Origin of the sequence: Pseudomonas mosselii (assembly GCF_019823065.1) — a bacterium.
Taxonomy (GTDB): Bacteria; Pseudomonadota; Gammaproteobacteria; order Pseudomonadales; family Pseudomonadaceae; genus Aquipseudomonas; species Aquipseudomonas mosselii.
Genome location: NZ_CP081966.1, coordinates 5,623,408 through 5,640,833, shown reverse-complemented (window position 1 = coordinate 5,640,833; position 17,426 = coordinate 5,623,408). Strand labels below are relative to the sequence as shown.

Sequence of the window (17,426 nt, the reverse complement as noted above, 5' to 3'; positions counted from 1 at the left end):
CATGAACTCGGCAAACATCTTCATGCAATTGCTGGTGATCCTCGGGGTCTCCCACTGTCTGGGCCGCGTCAGTTTCTGGCTGGGTCAGCCCGCAGTCATCGGGTATCTGCTGACCGGCGTGATCGTCGGGCCGATGGTCCTGGGCGCGATCGATCCCGGCCTCACCGGCGCGCTGTTCGCTAACGTCACCGGCCTGATGGCGCTGGGCAAGATCGGCCTGATCTTCATCATGTTCGGCCTGGGGCTGGAAACCGGCTCGGGGCGCCATGGCGGATCGCAGGCCAAGGCTGGCGGGGCGCTGCCGATCGCGGTGTCCGGCTTCATCGGCGCGGGGCTGGCGGGGGTGCTGCTGGGCTATGCCAGCCACGGTGTGTTCTCTGGCCATGTCGAGCGGCTGCCCTACATGCTGTTCTTCGGTGTCGCGATGGCGGCCACCGCCGTCCCGGTGCTGGCCGGCATCCTCGACGATCCGCGTTTTCTCCACCACCGGCTGGCGCCGCTGGTGATGAACGCAGCGGTGATTACCGACATCCTCGCCTGGTTCGCCCTGTCCCTGGTGCTGGTGCTGCTATCGAGCACCGGATCGGTGAGCATTCTGTATTCCGGCATCACCCTGATCGTGCTGGTGGCGGTGGCCGAGTTCGTGGTCAGCCGCCGCCTGGTCGCGCCTTCGTCCACCATCACCAGCAGCGATCCGTCACGGCCACTGGTCGCGGCGCTGATCGTGCTGTTCACCTTCTGTGTCATCACCGACCTGGCCAACGCCCACGTGACCATCGGCGCGTTCATTGCCGGGATCGCCTTCCGTCGTCACCAAGGCCTGCGCGAGTTCTGGGAGAAGGGACCACAGGCCTTGGTCAACCTGTTTTTCGCGCCACTGTTCTTCGGTACGGCGGCAATGAACGTGAACATCGAGGCTGGCAACTGGGCGGGCCTGATGGCGTGGGGCGGCTTGTTCTTGCTGGTTGGCGCGTTGGGCAAGGCCGGGATCTCGTACCTGGTAGCGCGCTGCATCGGGCTTTGCCGTCCCGATGCAATTGTCGTGGCGACGCTGATGCACACCAAGGGGGTGATGGAAATCATCCTGCTGACGGTCGGGCTTGAAATCGGCGTCATCACGGCCGACCTCTACGCGATCCTGATGGTCGTCGCGCTCGCGGCGACGATCATCACCCTGCCGATCGTCCGCCTGGTTCCGCCGCGCGTGTCAGCACCTGCCGCCTCGAGCATGCGGGGCGTGGCGACGCGGGAAGGCCGAGAGCGGCCAGTGCTGGAAAACCCTTGAGCAACGACGCAACCGACAGGGAGGAGCACGACACGCATGGGCTTCGAAAGATAGCGATAGGGATGTTCTCGTTCAATCGATAGGAAGTGAAGCTGATGAGACCTTTGTTGAGTACAGACGTAGAAAAACGATGTGTTGACGAGGCAGGTGGTACCTGGGTCCTGAACCTCGACGATGTCCAGGGCACGGCGCGGCTTTGCTCGCTGAGCGAGGCGGCCGTGGTGCTGGAGACGACGCTGGCAGTACGCGTGGGTGAGGTGCTGACACTGCAGGGGCGGGACGACATCGCCCGGCGCGAGCTGGCCTTCGAGGCACAGGTCGCGCAGGTGGAGGCAGCCGGCGCGGTCGCGCGCGTGTATTGCCAGCCTTGCGATAACCGCAGTGGCGGGCAATGGCCGCGCGAGGTGAAGCACCTGTGCCAGCGCCTGCGGGTCGACCAGGCGATCGCCGTGGCAGGTGAACAGGCTGGTTACCAACCACACTGTCCGGCCAGCGAACTGCACCCCAGCGCACCGGTGTTGTTGGGGCAGGCTAAATCGATCGACGACCGTGAGGCCGCCTATCGCCTGGTCTATGGCGCCTACTTCCGCAAGGGGCTGGCCGCGCCAGCGCAGAATGGGCTGTACACCAATGGCTTCCTGCTCAATCCGCAAACCGTGACTTTTGTCGGCAAGGTGGAGGATGAGGTGGCGATGACCCTGACCTCTATCCCCGACTCGGCGGCGGCCCTGCCGATGGACGCGGTGTTTGAGGATTGCCTGGCGCCCTTGCGCAATCAGGGGCGCCGTCTGGTCGAGTTCGGCATGCTGGCGGTGAGCACCGAGCACTTCGGGGCGATGAACTACAGCATCCATGACCCCGAGCGCATGTTGTGCGTGTACTCGCTGTTTCGCATCGCCCTGCAGCACGCCAAGTTCACTCGCGGCTGTACCGACGTGGTGTTCGCCGTGCCGCCCAAGCACCAGGCCTTGTACCGCTTCATGGGGGTGAGCGCGATCTCCGAGGTGCGCTATTACAGCAACTACAACACACCGGCCGTGGCGATTCGTATCGACCTGCTGTCGCTCGAACTGCGCCCGCATGTGCGGCAGTTCCTGTTCGGCAACCCCATGGCGCAGCTCAAGGATATCGGCTTGACCGAGTGGTCTGTACAGGCCCTGGCACGGTTGTTCGGCAGCGGCGCGGTGCAAGGTGCGCCGCAGGACGTCGCAGCGCATTTCAACAGTGAAATCCAATAAGACAACAGGGAAAGTGATAGCAATGGACAAAGTGATGAATACCGGCAGTTTCGCCCACATGGATTTTCCGACCATCGACCTGACCCACGACCCGAAAATCGACTGGTTGACCCGTAGCCAGTACTGGGCGGATTTCCTTCGTCGCTACTATTTTGTCGGGCGCAAGGAACACGGCCCTTATGGCTCGCAGGCATGCATTGAGCGCACCCGGCGCATCGAGGCGCGCATCCAGGAGCAGTCCAGGGCTTACGGCGACGCTCCGACGCTGCCAGTGCCGGAGGTCGAGCTCAAGGACCTGTCGCCGGAGAACTTCCACAAGATCTACCTGGAACCCAACACCCCGGTGGTATTCCGCGGCGCCGCCAAGGACTGGGAGTCAGTGCGCAAATGGACCCCGCAATACCTTGCCGAACACTACGGTGATGTCAAGGTCGCGACCCGCGTGCGGGGTAACGAACTGAACGAGAAGGCGCTTCAGTACATCGACCTGCCGATCTCCGAAGTGGTGGAGAACATCCTTGGCGGAGGTACCTACTACCCGGGCCACACCGAGGATCTGTTCAACAAGCACCCCGAGCTACGCCAGGAACTCGACCTACCGACCCTGGGCCGCTATCTGAGCACCCGCGACAAGCGGATCATGTCGACGCAGATGTTCCTGTCTGCCGGCGGGGTGATTTCGGGCTGGCACTGCACCGGGGGGCCGAATCTCTTCACCATGATCAGCGGTGTCAAGAAGTGGACCTTCGTGCATCCCAAGCACTCGATGTGGATGCACCCGATTACCCGCAAGGACATGTTCTACGCCGCAACCATGCTCGACTGGCGCAAGAGTCACGATGAGATCGAGGCCGACGGCTATCCGTTGTATCGCTACATTCCCAAGTACACCACCACCCTGGAGGCGGGTGACGTGCTGTTCTCGCCGCACTGGTGGTGGCACTGCGTCGAGACCCCGGTGCCATCGCTGGCTATTGCCTCGCGGGCAATCAACAAGATGATCATGGGCAACAAGATGTTCTCGCTGATGTGGGTCACCTCGCCACGCTTCCGCCAGACCGTGATGACCGTGCTCAAGGAAGGTTGGGGCTCGGACAAGGCGACCGGCGCAAAGCTTGCGTTCGAGTTCGACACCGAGGAATTCGTGCGGCGCGTATCGCTTTGAGCTCCGGTTGAAAAGAGCCCGGCTGTTACACTGGAGTTGCCCCGGAGGCCTGAACCGCCGGGGCATCGACTAAAACACCGGAAGTTATCTAAAGGAGTAGATATGAGCGTTGTTCTGTACAGCTACACCCTGTGTGTCCTGGTGCTGTTCGCCAAGATGTTCGCGATCTCGCTCTACCAGGGCGCATACCGGATTGGTCGCCTGACCTTCAAGAACGCCGAAGATGCCGGGTTCGTCGGCCGCCCCGCCAGTGCCGAGGAATTGCCGCAGGTCTCCCGCGCCTCCCAGGCGTGGATGAACGACCTCGAGAACATTCCATTGTTCTTCGTGCTCGGTGGCATCTACGTGCTGCTCGAGGGGCCGGCAGGGCCTGCGGTATGGCTGTTCTCACTGTTCACCGCTGCACGCATCGTGCACACCGTGACCTACTTGGCTCGCTGGCAGCCATGGCGGACCCTCGCTTATGCCGTGGGTGTCGTCTGCTTGTTTGGTATTGCTGGGTTAATCATCGCTCAGCTGGCCGCCAGGGCCGGCTGATGCTCCGACGACAATGAAAGGATCGCCATCGCGCGAGGTACACCCATGGGCATGGATGCAATTGTTCGATTTTTGATCAACTGGCGCAGGTTGAATGCGTTGTGGGTGTTGATTGCCGTGGTGGCAATCGCGCCCGGTGCGCTGGAGCTGCGGTTCGATGCGTCAATTGACGCCTTCCTGCCTGAAGGCAACACCGAGCGCCAGCAGTACGAAGCGTTCAAGCAGCGCTTCGGTGAAGACCGCATGGTGGTGATTGCCCTGCCACCCCAGGCGTTGTTCAGCGACCAGGCGATGGCCAGGCTCGAGGCGGTCACCGAGCGCTTCGAGCGGTTGCCCGAGGTGGCCAAGGCGACCAGTATCGCTTCGGTCAACATCATTCATGGCCAGGAGCAGGCGCTGGATATCCTGCCGGTGGCCGAGGCGCTGGCCCAGCCAATGCAGTACGATCGCCAACGGGTGCTCGACAAGCTGCGCGCCAGCCCCTTGTACCAGCGTGACCTGATCTCACCGGATGGACAGGTGGCGGCGATTCTGATTGAGATCCGCTCGGCAGCTGGCGAAGGCAAGTTCGAGCGGATCCTGGCGAGCGTGGCGCCAATCATGCAAGACAGCGGCTTCACGCTGTACCACGTCGCCGGCGAGCCGGTGGTCGAGCAACAGGTGACCAGCGACATGTGGAAGGATCTCAAGGTCTTTATTCCCCTGACCTCGCTGGTGCTGCTGGTGTTGCTGTTGGCATTCCTGCGCAACCTGGGCGATGTCTGGGTGGTGATGGCCGTTGTGACCCTGTGCACGGCGCTGCTGCTGGGCAGCATGGGGCGCCTGGGGTTGCCAATGAACGCGGTCACGGTCGGCCTGCCGTCGATCATGATGTGTGTCGCCGTGCTGGACTGCCTGCACTTGCTGGATACCCACCGGCAGGGGCTGAACGACGGCCTGCCGGTCCTCGAGGCGGCACGTCGCTCGCTGCGACAGAACTTCGTGCCGTGTTTCCTGACCTCCTTCACCACGGCCATCGGCTTTCTCACCCTGGCGGTCAGCGAGGTGGCGCCCATCCGCTCGTTCGGCGTGATTGCCGCGCTCGCGGCAATCCTAGCCTATGTACTGTCCTACCTGGTGATGCCGTTCCTGCTCGAGTGCGCGTCGGCCAGGCGCATGCGCCGGTCCGAGCACAAGCACCATGCCAGGTGGGTACAGCGCCTCGCGCCATTGTACCGTTCGCCGCGCACGCTGCCGTGGCTGACGGTCGCGGTAGTGGTCCTGGCACTGTTGCCGATTGGTCGCCTGCATGTGGAAGCCTCGTTCCTCAACTTCCTCGATCGGTCAGCACCGGTCAAGGTGTCCACGGACTTCGTCGAGCGTGAGCTCGGTGGTGTGTCCAACCTCGAGATCAGCCTCCGGACGCAGGCCAAGGGCGGAGTGCTTGAGCCCGCTGCGTTGCGCGAGATCGCCGCTTTGCAGGATTACCTCGGGCGGATCCCGGGGGTGGACAAGACCCTGTCTGTGGTCGACTTCCTGCGTGATATCCATCGCGAGATGAATGGAGGCGATCCGCGTTTCCAAGTGTTGCCTGACAGTCGGGAGGCGGCCGAGCAATACGTCTTCACCTACTCGCTGGCGGGGCCGGATCACGAACTGACGCGTTTCATCGACTACGACAACCAGTCCACTCGGGTGCGCGTGCGGTTGCAGCAAATGCCTCACGCCCAGTTGCAGCAGGTGCTTGATCAGGTGAACAAGTACCTTGATCGGCAGCCGAGCGTGTTCGAGCACAATCTGACATCCTACTCGGTGATGCAGTCGGCGATGGTCAAACTGCTACTCGACGGCATGCTATGGAGCATCCTGTTCGCGGTCGCCTGCATGCTGGTCGCGTTCTACCTGCTGATTCGTTCGTGGAAGGTCGCCGCAATCGCGGTTGTTGTGAACGTCATGCCGCTGGTGGTGGTGTTCGGTGTGATGGGCGCCTTGGGCTTGTCGATCAATGTGGGGACGTCGATGATCGGCTGCATCATGTTCGGCCTGGTGGTGGATTCGACCCTGCATTGCTTCTACCACGCACGACACGCCCCGGCGCACCTGTCGGCCCAGCAACTGGTCGTGATGATCTTCGAGGACATCGGTGAAGCCCTGTGGACCGGCGCGCTGGTGCTGTGTGCGGGGTTCCTCGTGCTCGGACTGGGTGAGTCCTATTTCACCCGCTTGTTCGGGCTCTTCTGTGCCTTGGCGATCTTCGTCTCGCTGTTCTGCAACGCCGTGGGCATACCCTACCTCATCCACCATTTCGCCAGGCGCGCCGAACCCAGCGCCGATGTGCCCGGCTTTGCGCTTTCCGAACGCTGACTTAGCCAGACGATCTGTTCGAGGACTTGACCGATGATTGACTTTTACACCTACGCCACGCCAAACGGTTGGAAGGTCTCGGTGATGCTGGAAGAGCTCGCCGCCCCCTACCGGACCATTCTGGTGGACCTTGCCGCACGGGAGCAGGAGAGCGAAGCATTCAAGGCGTTGAACCCCAACGGCCGTATTCCGGTGATCGTCGATCATGATGCAGAGGACTTCTGCGTCTTCGAGTCTGGCGCGATCTTGGTCTATCTGGCCCAGAAGCACGGTGCTCTTCTGCCCGAGGAAACCAAGGCACGTTCGACGGTAATGCAGTGGTTGATGTTCCAGATGGGCGGTGTCGGCCCGATGATGGGCCAAGCCAACGTCTTCAACCGGTACTTTCCAGAACGCATTCCCAGCGTGATCGCTCGCTATCAGGCCGAGAGCAAGCGACTGTTGGCTGTGCTCGACAGACGACTGGCGGAGCATGAGTTCCTGGCTGGTGACTACAGCATTGCCGATATCGCCAACTGGTGCTGGGCCCGTGGTCACGAGTGGGCGGGTGTCGAGGTACAGGACCTGCCGAACCTGCGGCGCTGGCTCGCGGCGATTGAGCAGCGTCCCGCAGCGCAACGTGGCGTGAAAGTGCCGTTCGATATCAGCGATGTCTTCGGTGCCGGCCGCACGGCCGTGGCCGCCGAAACCTATGCACAGCAAGGGCAGCGATTGTTCGTGCACTGAGCCTTGCCGGCTGCCTGGTCACCGACCTGGCCGTCATAGCCTGCAACACATGACTGGCCGGCTCGCAGCAATGCGGGCTGGAGGGGGCCAGTCATCTTAAAACTAAACAAGAATGGTATGGAAATCAGATGTCCAAACAACCGGTGATGGTGAGTAGATCAGGTCGTCCCAAGGATCAAGCGAAGCGCAAGGCGGTCCTTGAAGCGGCGAAGCGCCTCTTTCTGAGCAAAGGCTACGAGGGTAGCAGCATGGATGCGATCGCCGCCGAGGCGGGGGTCTCGAAGCTGACGGTGTACAACCATTACAGTGACAAGGCGACGTTGTTTTCGGCAGCCATCACGGCCAAGTGTGACGAACAACTGCCTGAGCGGCTGTTCGAGTTTTCGCCACATGCCAGTATCGAGTCGGTTCTGCTCAAGATCGGGGGCAAGTACCTGGACCTCATTTGCAGCAGCGAGGCGGTGTCGCTGCAACGCATTATCGTGGCGATGGCCCGTCAGGAGCCAAAACTGGCCTGCATGTTCTACGAGGCAGGCGCACAGCATATGCTCAAGGAGATGACCAAGTTGCTGATGCGTGCGTCGCTTGCTGGCCGTCTGCGTGTCGAGGATGCGCAGGCGTCGGCGAAGCGCTTCTTCTGTCTGCTCAAGGGGGACGACTATTTTCGCGTACTGATCGGCCTGTGCGCACCGTTGCAGGGGGAGTACGCCGAAGCGCATGTGCGTGAGGTCGTGGCGATGTTCATGGCTTTGCATGGCGGCGCGATGCCAAGTGCCGAAGGCATGGCTGAGCGCTATCGGGGTAGCGAGAACCGGCCACGTATGCTTTTGAGGCCGGTGTTGGCCAGCCTGCCACAGCAGATCGCCGGCGTCGGGGCGAGCCATCTTGGAGAAATCGACAGGAATTAAAAAGCCGGCTTGTGGCCGGCTTCTCGGGGACGGTCTTGGCTCATTTTTGATAAGCCGCAACCGCCTTAAACGGTTGGCAACATGGCCTGAAAAAGATGGCGGACGGCTGTGTGAGGCGTCGCCAGGCCCTCTGGAATGCGGCTTGCACCATCAGGGGGCATGATGTGCGGCGTAGCATACCCGTGTGTGCGACACATGCCCAGCAAAAAGTGAGGTGCTTCAGGCGGGGCGTGCCGGGCGCAGGCTTGACCACCAGAACACCCAGCCGAGGATTTCCACGCTCTGCACCCGGCGCTGATAGGCCGTATAGCGTTCGCTGGGGTGGTTGAGGCGGTCATGGCTGTGCAGGCACAGCGTGCCGTTGTGGCCAAGGGTGAGGTGCTGTACCCGCAGGCGGCCGTTGTGCAGCAGGGCGTAGCATTCGCCGTCGACCACCCGGGTGCAGTCGCGGTCGATGGCCAACAGGGCGCCCTGGGGCAGCAGCGGTGTCATGTTGTTGCCCGGCATGCCGAGGCAGATGGCCATTTCGGCGCTGACCTGCACGCACTCCAGGGCTCGCCGGGGTATTGGCTGGTAGTGCCCTGGCACGGCTATCAGTTTGCCTTCCCGTACCTGGTGCAATGGCAGGTGGAGCAGATCTGTGTCAAGGGCTTGCAGCGGCGGCGGCAGGGCCAGGTTTGGCGTTGCCGGTGATGCGGGGGCCAGTGGCGTCGGATGTTTCGCTCCCTCGCCACTGCGCAGCCAGCGCCTGCGTACGCAAAACAGGTCGGCGATTTCATCGAGCCGGGCCTGGGGCACGCCGCGCTTGAACCAGTTGTTGACGTGTTGCGGTGTAACTTTGCGCTGTGCGGCAAAGTCGGAGGGGGTCAGGTTGCACTCCAGCAGGAGGGCTTTGAGACGGTCACCGGATGTTTTCATGGTGCCGAGTCTATAGGCACTCGAACGGTGTGGGAATCAACCCGATGTCGAGGGAATTTGTAGGAAAAATGGTGGTTTGTAGGGTGGTGCCTAGGACTAGGTGAGAAGTTTCGCTTTATGTCTGGGTGATGGTTGATTCTCTTGGCGAGCGCCCACAAAAAACCCTGCAGAAGCAGGGCTTTTCGTGTTTCAGGCTCAGCCCTTGTAGGCAGCGACCGATTTGGTGATCGCGGCGCGGGCGGCGTCGGCGCCTTCCCAACCTTCGATCTTGACCCACTTGCCCTTCTCGAGATCCTTGTAGTTCGCGAAGAAGTGTTCGATCTGCTGGATCAGCAGGGCTGGCAGGTCGGTGTATTCCTTCACGTCGACGTACAGCTGGCTCAGCTTGTCGTGCGGTACGGCGATGACCTTGGCGTCGCCGCCGCCGTCGTCGGTCATGTTCAGCACGCCGACCGGACGGGCGCGGATCACCGAGCCTGGAGCGACCGGGTACGGGGTCACGACCAGCACGTCCAGCGGATCACCGTCGTCGGCCAGGGTGTTGGGGATGTAGCCGTAGTTGGCCGGGTAGAACATCGGGGTGGCCATGAAACGGTCGACGAACAGGGCATCGCTGTCCTTGTCGATCTCGTACTTGATCGGCGCGTGGTTGGCCGGGATTTCGATGGCGACGTAGATGTCGTTCGGCAGGTCTTTGCCGGCTGGAATCTTGCTGTAGCTCATTGGGCAATGCCCCCGTGTTTGATCAAAAAAGTGGCGGCGATTATAGGCATATTCCCACGGTGGGTGCCACGCCCGGCCTGATGTGCGGGCGTTCAGGCGTGGCGTTCCCGGTAGTCCGGGTGTTCGGCCTGCAGTCGCGTCAGGCGCTCGAGCGGGTCCTGGCGGTAGAACAGCGTCAGCTGCTGGTAGACCTGCGGCCAGGCCTGGTGCAGCAGGTCGGGGGCGCTGAAGAAGTATTCGCTGGTAACGGCGAAGAATTCGGCCGGGTTTTCCGCGGCGTAGGGGTCGATGGCCGTTTCGGCGTCCGGGTCGGCATCGAGCTGGCGATTCATCGCGTCATAGGCCTGTTGCATGGCCTGGGCCCAGTCTTCGACACGCATGCCGTGGTGCAGCGGCGGCAGGCCGTTGGCATCGCCGTTGAGCATGTCCAGCTTGTGCGCCAGTTCGTGGATCACCAGGTTGTAGGCTTCCCAGCCGCCGCTGGCCAGCACGCCGGGCCAGGCCAGGATCACCGGGCCCTGCTGCCAGGCCTCGCCGCTGTGCTCGGCGTCCCAGACATGTTCGACGCCGCTGGCATCGCGATGGCGCTGGGGGCTCTTGAAATCGTCGGGGTAGAGGATGATCTCGTGGAAGCCCTGGTACCAGTTCAACTCGCCCAGGTGCAGCAGCGGCAGCTGGGCCTGGGCGGCGAGGAACAGGCGCTGCTCGTCGTCCAGCTCGACGCCCGGCAGGGTGGTCAGGTGTTTGTCGTGCAGGAACAGCACGCTGGCTTCACGCAGCCAGCGGTCTTCATCGTCGCTGATGCCGTCCAGCAGCGGCAGGCGATCGCGGATCACCTGCCACATGTGCGGATCGACTGGATAGCGGGCCAGGGTGCGCCGGCGGCGCCAGGCGCTGAACGACCACATGCGCCGGTCAGTGGGCCTTGGCCGTGCGGCCGAAGCGACCGCGCAGCAGGCCGAGGATCATCGGCACCAGCGACAGGATGATGATGCCGACCACCATCAGCGACAGGTGCTGCTTGATGAACGGCACGTTGCCGAAGAAGTAGCCCAGGGTCACCAGGCCGCCGACCCATAGCAGCGAGCCGGCCACGCTGAACGCCAGGAAACGCGGGTAGTGCATGTGGGCGATGCCGGCGACGAACGGCGCGAACGTGCGCAGGATCGGCAGGAAGCGCGCCAGGGTGACGGTCTTGCCGCCGTGGCGTTCGTAGAACTCGTGGGTGCGCTGCAGGTAGTCCCGGCGGAAGATCTTCGAGTTGGGGTTGCGGAACAGGCGTTCGCCTGCGGTGCGCCCGATCACGTAGTTGGTGCTGTCGCCGAGGATCGCCGCGGCCATCAGCAGGCCGGCCAGCAGCACCGGATCCATGCCGCCACCGGCGGCCACGGCGCCGGCGATGAACAGCAGCGAGTCGCCCGGCAGGAACGGCATGACCACCAGGCCGGTCTCGCAGAAGATCACGGCGAAAAGGATGGCGTAGATCCAGGGACCGTAGTTGTTGACCAGCAGGTCGAGGTAGGCATCGAGATGCAGGATGAGGTCCAGCGGGTTGAAATCCATGTACAGCACCTGTGTTCTTGACCCGCTTCTACGGGCGCGCGATGACGGACAGTGCCATGGTTGGGGACGGTTTACCGGCTAGGCGGGTAACTTTTCGCACATGACAGGAGGGGGATTATACGGCGAAGTCCGGATTGTGCCCGGAGAGTTTGTAGCGGAGCGTTACGACAGAGTCACTGGGCGTCGTGGGGGAGCGTTTGCTGTAACGCGGTTCCTTTAGGAGCGGTCGTGTGTCGCGACCCATCGCGACACACGACCGCTCCCACAGCGAGCACAAGAGCGCCAGGCATCAATCCTGACTGATCGGCAGGATGTAGTTCTCGAACTCGGTGTCCTTGCGAAAGCCCATGGATTCATAGGTCTTGCGCGCCACCTCGTTGTCGCTGCTGGTGGACACGCGCATTCGCACGGCGTTGGATTGCTTGGCCATCTTCTTGGCCTCGCGCATCAGGTTGTCGGCGACCAGCATGCGGCGTGAGTCCTCGGCCACGTAGATGTCGTTGAGGATCCACACGCGCTTGAGCGACAGCGAGGAGAAGCTCGGATACAGCTGGCAGAAGCCCAGCAGGCGGTCGTCGCCGTCATCCGGCAGCGCCAGGTAGATGATCGACTCCTTGCGCTTGAGGCGCTTCTCGAGAAAGGCCCGCGAACTGTCCGGGTAAGGCAGTTGCCCATAGAACTCGCGGTATTTCACGAACAAAGGGGTGAGCAGGTCGAGGTGTTCCAAGGTTGCCTGGATGATGCGCATGGGCGGGCCTCTGAGTCCATTGGGGATACGGCGGATTGCCTGCAGCGTCCTCTGGCATGCTGCCTAAAGCAGGCTAGAAGCGCAATCCGCCTTCCGTGACATGTTTTTTACCCTTCGCCGAGTAGGAAGTTTCCGTTTTTGCCGGCGGATTCTTCACTGTCGATGCTGTGGACCTCCGCTTCGTCCTTCAGATTCACCCCCGACAGCTGACGCCTGCACGCCTCGCGCATCAGGTACAGCAGGCGGTGGGCGGCCAGGCCGTAGCTCAGCCCTTCCAGGCGCACGTTGGAGATGCAGTTGCGGTAGGCATCGGTCAGGCCGACCTTGGGCGCGTAGGTGAAGTACAGCCCCAGGCTGTCGGGTGAACTCAGGCCTGGGCGTTCGCCGATCAACATGACGGTCATGCGCGCGCCAAGCAGTTCGCCCACTTCGTCGGCCACCGCGACCCGGCCTTGCTCCACCAGGATCACCGGAGCGCTGCTCCAGCCATCGGCGGCGGCCTGCTCCTCGAAACGGCTCAGGAAGGGCAGGGTGTGGCGGTGCACGGCCAGCGCCGACAGCCCATCGGCGACGACGATCGCCAGGTCGACGCCGCCGGGGTTGGCCTGGGCGTGCTCGCGCAGGCGCTGGGCCGAGTCCTCATGCAGGCGCCGGCCAAGATCCGGGCGTTGCAGGTACTGGTGGCGGTCGCTGGCGGCGCTGTGCAGCAGCAGGCTGTCGCGGCCGCGCTCGCCGAGTTGCTGGCGCAGGCCGACATGGTCGAATGGCAGATGCACGGCATCGCGGGCCTGGGCATGGGCGAACTGGAAGTCCAGCTGGGCGCCGGTGGGCAGGCTGATGCCGGTGCGGCCGAGGGCGATGCGCGCCGGGGTGAGGTTGCGCAGGGCCAGCCAGGGGTTCTCTGGGGTGGGGGTGTGTCGGTCCATGGTCATCCCTATGTGATGCCGCGCGAGAAAACGCGGCCTAGAAACTGAGAAAACCACGATCCTCGCTCTTTGCAATCCATGCAAAAGAATTGTATCCCCTACGTTACCTGGCGCTCGAACCACCCTGTCATTTTTGTTGCAACTGCTCGGCAACCCACGCCAGCGGCTGCGGGCGGTGCTCCCTAGCCGGGAACCCCGGTGCCGTTGGCCAGTCGCGTAGTATCTGCATGTACGACAACAGTTCCGTGAACTGTTCTGCCGAAAGCGTCGGTTTCACGCCGACGTCAAGCTGGTCCCGGTGGCGATCACGTAGCCAAGCAACCGAGATCAGCTCACTGTCCCTCCACCTACGCTCCTCTTCTGCCAGGTCCGTACCCGTAGCCGGGAGAGGGTCGCGTAGGACAGGAAGGCCTTGGTTGTCATGGTCGCGCACCTTCCCCAACGCAGGGTTTGCGATCACTGTCGTAAAGCGCTCTTCAGTGATGTAGACAGCATCATCAGGGATCTCCGTGTGGATACTCTCAAGGTATGTGCACCCCGTCGTAGGGCTGTAGAAGCGTTTCACTCGATCACCTCGTCAGTATCCAATGGAAAACCAGTTGTATGTGTTGGTGCCCGTTGCGTTGGTGGATCCAAGAAGAGCACTGCCGGCCAACTCAGTTTTTGTTCTTATCAGAACTACGGCTGCGCCGTTGTCACTCTGCATGTTCACCACTGCGAACAGGCATGCATTTGGAAAGGCTATAGGCAGTGGCGCTGAGATATTTTCCCCGACCTGGTTGTTCGTCACCCACTGAAAAATCAGTCCTCCAAGCCATGAGGGGAAGACAATGTAGCCATTAGGGGTAAGGCTGGTTGCGAATCCCCAGCGTAGTTTCTTCGGCGTGACAAACCGTGAATCATCCGCTCCAACCAGGACTTCAGCCTGCGTCGCCACCTTCGCCCAGCCAAACGTCGACTCGCTGGCTTGAGCCACGACCTTGGCAATAGCCTGAAATACCCGCAGAGCGGTCATTGGCCGGATGTTATCGGTACCTGCCTCAGCGAGCGCCTGGTCGGCTATGGTGACCCCGTATCCAGCGAGGGTATCTGGCTTGCCAGAGGTGATCTTTGACCAGTCGAGGTTCGGGATGTCGGCTGCGCCCAACGCTGATCCCGCCACCACCAGGCCTTTTGCGTTGACCGAGACCTTCCCGTAGGTCCCCGCAGCGACTCCACTGTTGGCCAAGGTAAGAGCTGCCGTGACGTTTCCACCACCATTGAATGACACAGACCAGCTGGCGTCTCCCGTAATGGCAATCGTGCGTGCCACTGCGAGTACACTCGCTTTGCCTGCGACGATTTCACCCGATTCCATACTGGCAATGCGCTGCTTGAGCCAGACTGTGCGGTTGGCCAGCTGCTTGCTGGGACGGTTGTCGATCCCTTCAGGCCCTCCTAGTACGGGGTCAGAGGTCTCGAATTGATAGATGCCGGGTGTCCACTCGGCGGTTTCTGGCAAGTCAGCCATTTATCAGGTGCTCCCATGGTTGTAACTGCCATCGCGCCTGGCAAAGCCGTTGTGCCGTATCGCGACAGCGGAGTAGTCGAGCGACACCAGACGACAGCGTGCCGGGGCGACGGAGAGAAGTAAGCGCCGCACCAGGGCAGCTTGGTCGTTGGTGATCGAGCGCTCCAGGAACACCCGATAGAGTGGCCAGGAGCTGGGGTCGCCGTGCACATGCGATCCATCTCGAAGGATCGTGCCGTCGTGCACTTGGCTGCCAAGGCCCTCCTGCAGCCGGACCTCGCCGAAACCAAGCAAGCGAATGACCTCTCGGATTGCCCAAGGCGTGCCTTTGTAGCGATGCAGTTCTGCAGCGTTCTTGATGAGGTTGCGGCGGGCATCCACCGACTCAGCCAGCAACCATGCAGCTTCGTCGAGCATCGAGAACTGATCTGCCAGCACTGGCAGCAGGTTGGGTCTAACTAGGTCAACCAGATAAACCAACATCGCGTCCAGGCCGACCTCAGCCAGGCTTTCGTCTAGGAGTTCGCACAGCATGGCGAAGCGTTCATCGCCAGCAAGTGCGGGCGGCAACTGCTGTTTAGCCAATGGCCACCCCCGCCGGAATCAGCTGGATAGCTGTGCAGTTGGCCCATTCGTTGCCCAGCAGCTCGCGAAAAGCAGCAGGCAGCTCCAGGTCTGCGCGATACACTCCTTCGACCTGCAGGGTGGCGATCAGCTGCTCGCGTACAAGGTCCTGGCCGAGTTTGGCTCGTCGGTCGGCGGCGAAACGTTCCGCCGCTAGTTGCGCCGCTGCCAGAGCCTCGCCCTGTTCGGCGGTATCGTAGAAGGTCAACCGGGCTTTGATTGTGTAGCCGACTTCCACCGGGGCAAGAGCGTGGACTGTGTCACAGAGCGGCCGAACCTTCTCTCCACTCACGCGGCTCTTCACCTGCTCCAGCAGCTCGACTGACGGAAGGCCTGCGTTGGTCAATGGGTACAGTGCTACATGGCCGTCTTGTTGGCCGTCGTCAGGTCCATGTACTGCTACATCAATGATCGACTGATGAACCGCGAGCGCATGGTAGCGATAGGCGCCACGGCTGCCCGCGTTACTGAAGGCTTCTGGTGCCAAGATGATCCGTTCGCGATAGCGGCCATCATCTTCATCCTCGGCACCTTCTGCCGCTTCCGAGATATTGCTGGCGACCAGACTGGCCAGCGGGCTGTTGCTGATTACATTGATCTGGCCAGGCATCCAGCCATTGCCCTGAACTCCTGCAGTCAGGCAGGTGGCGGACACGGTGATTTGAAGCTGACCTGGGGCAATCGACACAGGTTCATCGGACGTGAAGGTCAACTTGCCATCCTGGGTGCTCACCCGTGTCCCAGCTGGTACGGGCAGCGCTTGCGTCCGGGCGGCGGGAATGCTGAAGCGCAGTTGGCATCGAGCTGGCTGTGCGAGAAGCCTGGGTGTTGCGACCAGCTCGCCGAGGTAGTCCAGAATCGGCCCAGTAGCGAAGCGCACCAGGAGCTGCTCCCCAGCGTGCTGAATCGACATATCCAGGCGCGACTTGGCGTAAGCGATCAGGTCGATGAATAGCCGTTCCACCTGGGCTGGATAGAGCGTCTTGCCCGACTTCTCTTCGTAGCGTGCGATCAGATCGGCTTCGACTCCCGCCGGGTCGATCTTGACGAACTCGGGTCTCGGTAGACTACGCATACGGCACCTCGGTGATCTGTGCCACCCCGTCAGCGACCCGCCAGATCACGCGCAGGGTGATATGCGCACCGTCGATCAATACTTGCACTTGGACGACCGATACGCGCACCTCCCATCGACGGATTGCCTCGACGGTTTCACGTACCAGGTAAGGAGTGACGCGGTTATGGGGCCAGTCGATATAGAGGTGGAGGTCGCTACCAAACTCCGGTCGGTGGGCATCGCTTCCCTTTGGAGTGGTCAGGATGATGCGGATGGCCTGGTCGATGTCTCGCAGACCTGCGACGACCTCACCAGCTTTGCCAAGGGTGGGTTGCCAGTGAGCGGCTGTGATCTCGGTATAGGAATTGGGTGTCGTCATGCACTCATAATGTAGAACCCTGAGCGCGGAGACTTTTAATCGGGTTTAAAGACATCACCACTGAGATATGCTCCGTTTCTCGAACTACATGGAGGCATCAGCACATGGCCAAGTATGTGTCACCTGCGTTTAAACTGAAGGCGTTTACCTGCATGTTTTGTGAGGTCCTTGCACCTGTTCATTGGAGTCAACTCTATACGCATGGTCAACGAGGCTTTGTACCGCACTCGCTCTGGTTTGGCATTTGTCACCACTGTGGACAGAGCAGCCTCTGGTGCAATCTGGCTGATGCCGATGCGGATGACGACGAATCGCCGAGAGGTCGTATGATCGAGCCGTCCTCCGTCACAGCACCTACAGCTCATCAGGACATGCCCGATGAGTGTAAAAGCGATTATGTAGAGGCACGGGAGATTGCCGGCCAATCCCCAAGGGGAGCAGCAGCACTGCTACGTTTATGCCTTCAGAAGCTTTGTGTTCATCTTGGTGGAAGCGGCAAGAACATCAATGACGACATCGCGGTGCTCGTAAAGGCGGGCCTGGACCAGCAGATCCAGCAAGCACTGGACTATGTGAGAATAACGGGCAACAACGCAGTCCATCCTGGGGAGATATCTTTGGAGGAGAGCCCCGAGCATGTAGGTGTCATGTTCGACATGATCAACCTGATTGTTGAGGAGCGTATCCATCGGCCTAAGGTAATAGCTGAGCGCTTCCAAAACCTACCGGCGGGAGCATTAAAAGCCATCGCGAAGCGAGACCAGCCTAAGTCCTGA

General features: G+C 61.6%; 18 protein-coding genes and 1 pseudogene. 8 read left to right on the top strand and 11 right to left on the bottom strand.

Annotation, left to right across the window (positions count from 1 at the left end; all coding sequences use genetic code 11):
- The first annotated feature begins 1 nt into the window (after position 1).
- The 7 genes and pseudogenes from K5H97_RS26255 to K5H97_RS26225 form a co-directional block, all read left to right on the top strand.
- Positions 2–1,285, top strand: a complete 1,284-nt coding sequence (locus K5H97_RS26255) for a cation:proton antiporter (RefSeq protein WP_028690307.1) — start codon at positions 2–4, stop codon at positions 1,283–1,285.
- A gap of 107 nt (positions 1,286–1,392) precedes the next feature.
- On the top strand, positions 1,393–2,523 hold the full coding sequence (locus K5H97_RS26250) for an N-acyl amino acid synthase FeeM domain-containing protein (RefSeq protein WP_155952674.1): 1,131 nt from the start codon (positions 1,393–1,395) through the stop codon (positions 2,521–2,523).
- A gap of 22 nt (positions 2,524–2,545) precedes the next feature.
- Positions 2,546–3,688 carry a cupin-like domain-containing protein gene (locus tag K5H97_RS26245; protein WP_028690309.1) on the top strand — a complete coding sequence of 381 codons (1,143 nt, stop codon included), beginning with the start codon at positions 2,546–2,548 and terminating at the stop codon, positions 3,686–3,688.
- A gap of 102 nt (positions 3,689–3,790) precedes the next feature.
- Complete coding sequence (locus K5H97_RS26240; RefSeq protein ID WP_028690310.1) at positions 3,791–4,225, top strand: MAPEG family protein; 435 nt, start codon at positions 3,791–3,793, stop codon at positions 4,223–4,225.
- A gap of 51 nt (positions 4,226–4,276) precedes the next feature.
- Positions 4,277–6,568: an efflux RND transporter permease subunit gene (locus tag K5H97_RS26235; protein ID WP_162175255.1), complete on the top strand. Its 2,292-nt coding sequence runs from the start codon at positions 4,277–4,279 to the stop codon at positions 6,566–6,568.
- Between the two features lie 33 nt (positions 6,569–6,601).
- Entirely contained in the window at positions 6,602–7,294 is a 693-nt protein-coding gene (locus K5H97_RS26230; RefSeq protein ID WP_028690312.1) for a glutathione S-transferase family protein, read from the top strand.
- 128 nt (positions 7,295–7,422) lie between these two features.
- Positions 7,423–8,040 (top strand): annotated as a pseudogene (locus K5H97_RS26225) (TetR/AcrR family transcriptional regulator); the annotation flags it as partial.
- 381 nt (positions 8,041–8,421) lie between these two features.
- Here K5H97_RS26225 and K5H97_RS26220 read toward each other — a convergent pair.
- From K5H97_RS26220 to K5H97_RS26170, 11 genes are all read right to left on the bottom strand, one after another.
- Positions 8,422–9,120, bottom strand: coding sequence for a LexA family transcriptional regulator (locus tag K5H97_RS26220; protein WP_028690313.1), 699 nt, complete (start codon positions 9,118–9,120; stop codon positions 8,422–8,424).
- Positions 9,121–9,315: 195 nt separating this feature from the next.
- On the bottom strand, positions 9,316–9,843 hold the full coding sequence (ppa, locus tag K5H97_RS26215; protein ID WP_028690314.1) for an inorganic diphosphatase: 528 nt from the start codon (positions 9,841–9,843) through the stop codon (positions 9,316–9,318).
- A gap of 92 nt (positions 9,844–9,935) precedes the next feature.
- On the bottom strand, positions 9,936–10,751 hold the full coding sequence (locus K5H97_RS26210; protein ID WP_028690315.1) for a M90 family metallopeptidase: 816 nt from the start codon (positions 10,749–10,751) through the stop codon (positions 9,936–9,938).
- A 7-nt stretch (positions 10,752–10,758) separates the two neighbouring features.
- On the bottom strand, positions 10,759–11,406 hold the full coding sequence (locus tag K5H97_RS26205; protein WP_028690316.1) for a DedA family protein: 648 nt from the start codon (positions 11,404–11,406) through the stop codon (positions 10,759–10,761).
- Positions 11,407–11,695: 289 nt separating this feature from the next.
- Positions 11,696–12,154: a GNAT family N-acetyltransferase gene (locus K5H97_RS26200; RefSeq protein WP_028690317.1), complete on the bottom strand. Its 459-nt coding sequence runs from the start codon at positions 12,152–12,154 to the stop codon at positions 11,696–11,698.
- Between the two features lie 107 nt (positions 12,155–12,261).
- Complete coding sequence (gene eutC, locus K5H97_RS26195) at positions 12,262–13,080, bottom strand: ethanolamine ammonia-lyase subunit EutC (protein ID WP_028690318.1); 819 nt, start codon at positions 13,078–13,080, stop codon at positions 12,262–12,264.
- Positions 13,081–13,207: 127 nt separating this feature from the next.
- Complete coding sequence (locus K5H97_RS26190) at positions 13,208–13,645, bottom strand: phage tail assembly chaperone (protein WP_028690319.1); 438 nt, start codon at positions 13,643–13,645, stop codon at positions 13,208–13,210.
- Positions 13,646–13,657: 12 nt separating this feature from the next.
- Positions 13,658–14,590, bottom strand: coding sequence for a gp53-like domain-containing protein (locus K5H97_RS26185; RefSeq protein WP_051555652.1), 933 nt, complete (start codon positions 14,588–14,590; stop codon positions 13,658–13,660).
- A gap of 3 nt (positions 14,591–14,593) precedes the next feature.
- The gene (locus tag K5H97_RS26180; RefSeq protein WP_028690320.1) at positions 14,594–15,175 is read right to left on the bottom strand and encodes a phage tail protein; all 582 of its coding nucleotides are present in this window, start codon (positions 15,173–15,175) and stop codon (positions 14,594–14,596) included.
- Entirely contained in the window at positions 15,168–16,289 is a 1,122-nt protein-coding gene (locus tag K5H97_RS26175; RefSeq protein ID WP_028690321.1) for a baseplate assembly protein, read from the bottom strand. The genes K5H97_RS26180 and K5H97_RS26175 overlap by 8 nt, the downstream gene beginning before the upstream one ends.
- The gene (locus K5H97_RS26170) at positions 16,282–16,650 is read right to left on the bottom strand and encodes a GPW/gp25 family protein (protein ID WP_028690322.1); all 369 of its coding nucleotides are present in this window, start codon (positions 16,648–16,650) and stop codon (positions 16,282–16,284) included. The genes K5H97_RS26175 and K5H97_RS26170 overlap by 8 nt, the downstream gene beginning before the upstream one ends.
- Positions 16,651–16,754: 104 nt before the next feature.
- Here K5H97_RS26170 and K5H97_RS26165 point away from each other — a divergent pair, with 104 nt between their 5' ends.
- The gene (locus tag K5H97_RS26165; protein ID WP_081791558.1) at positions 16,755–17,426 is read left to right on the top strand and encodes a DUF4145 domain-containing protein; all 672 of its coding nucleotides are present in this window, start codon (positions 16,755–16,757) and stop codon (positions 17,424–17,426) included.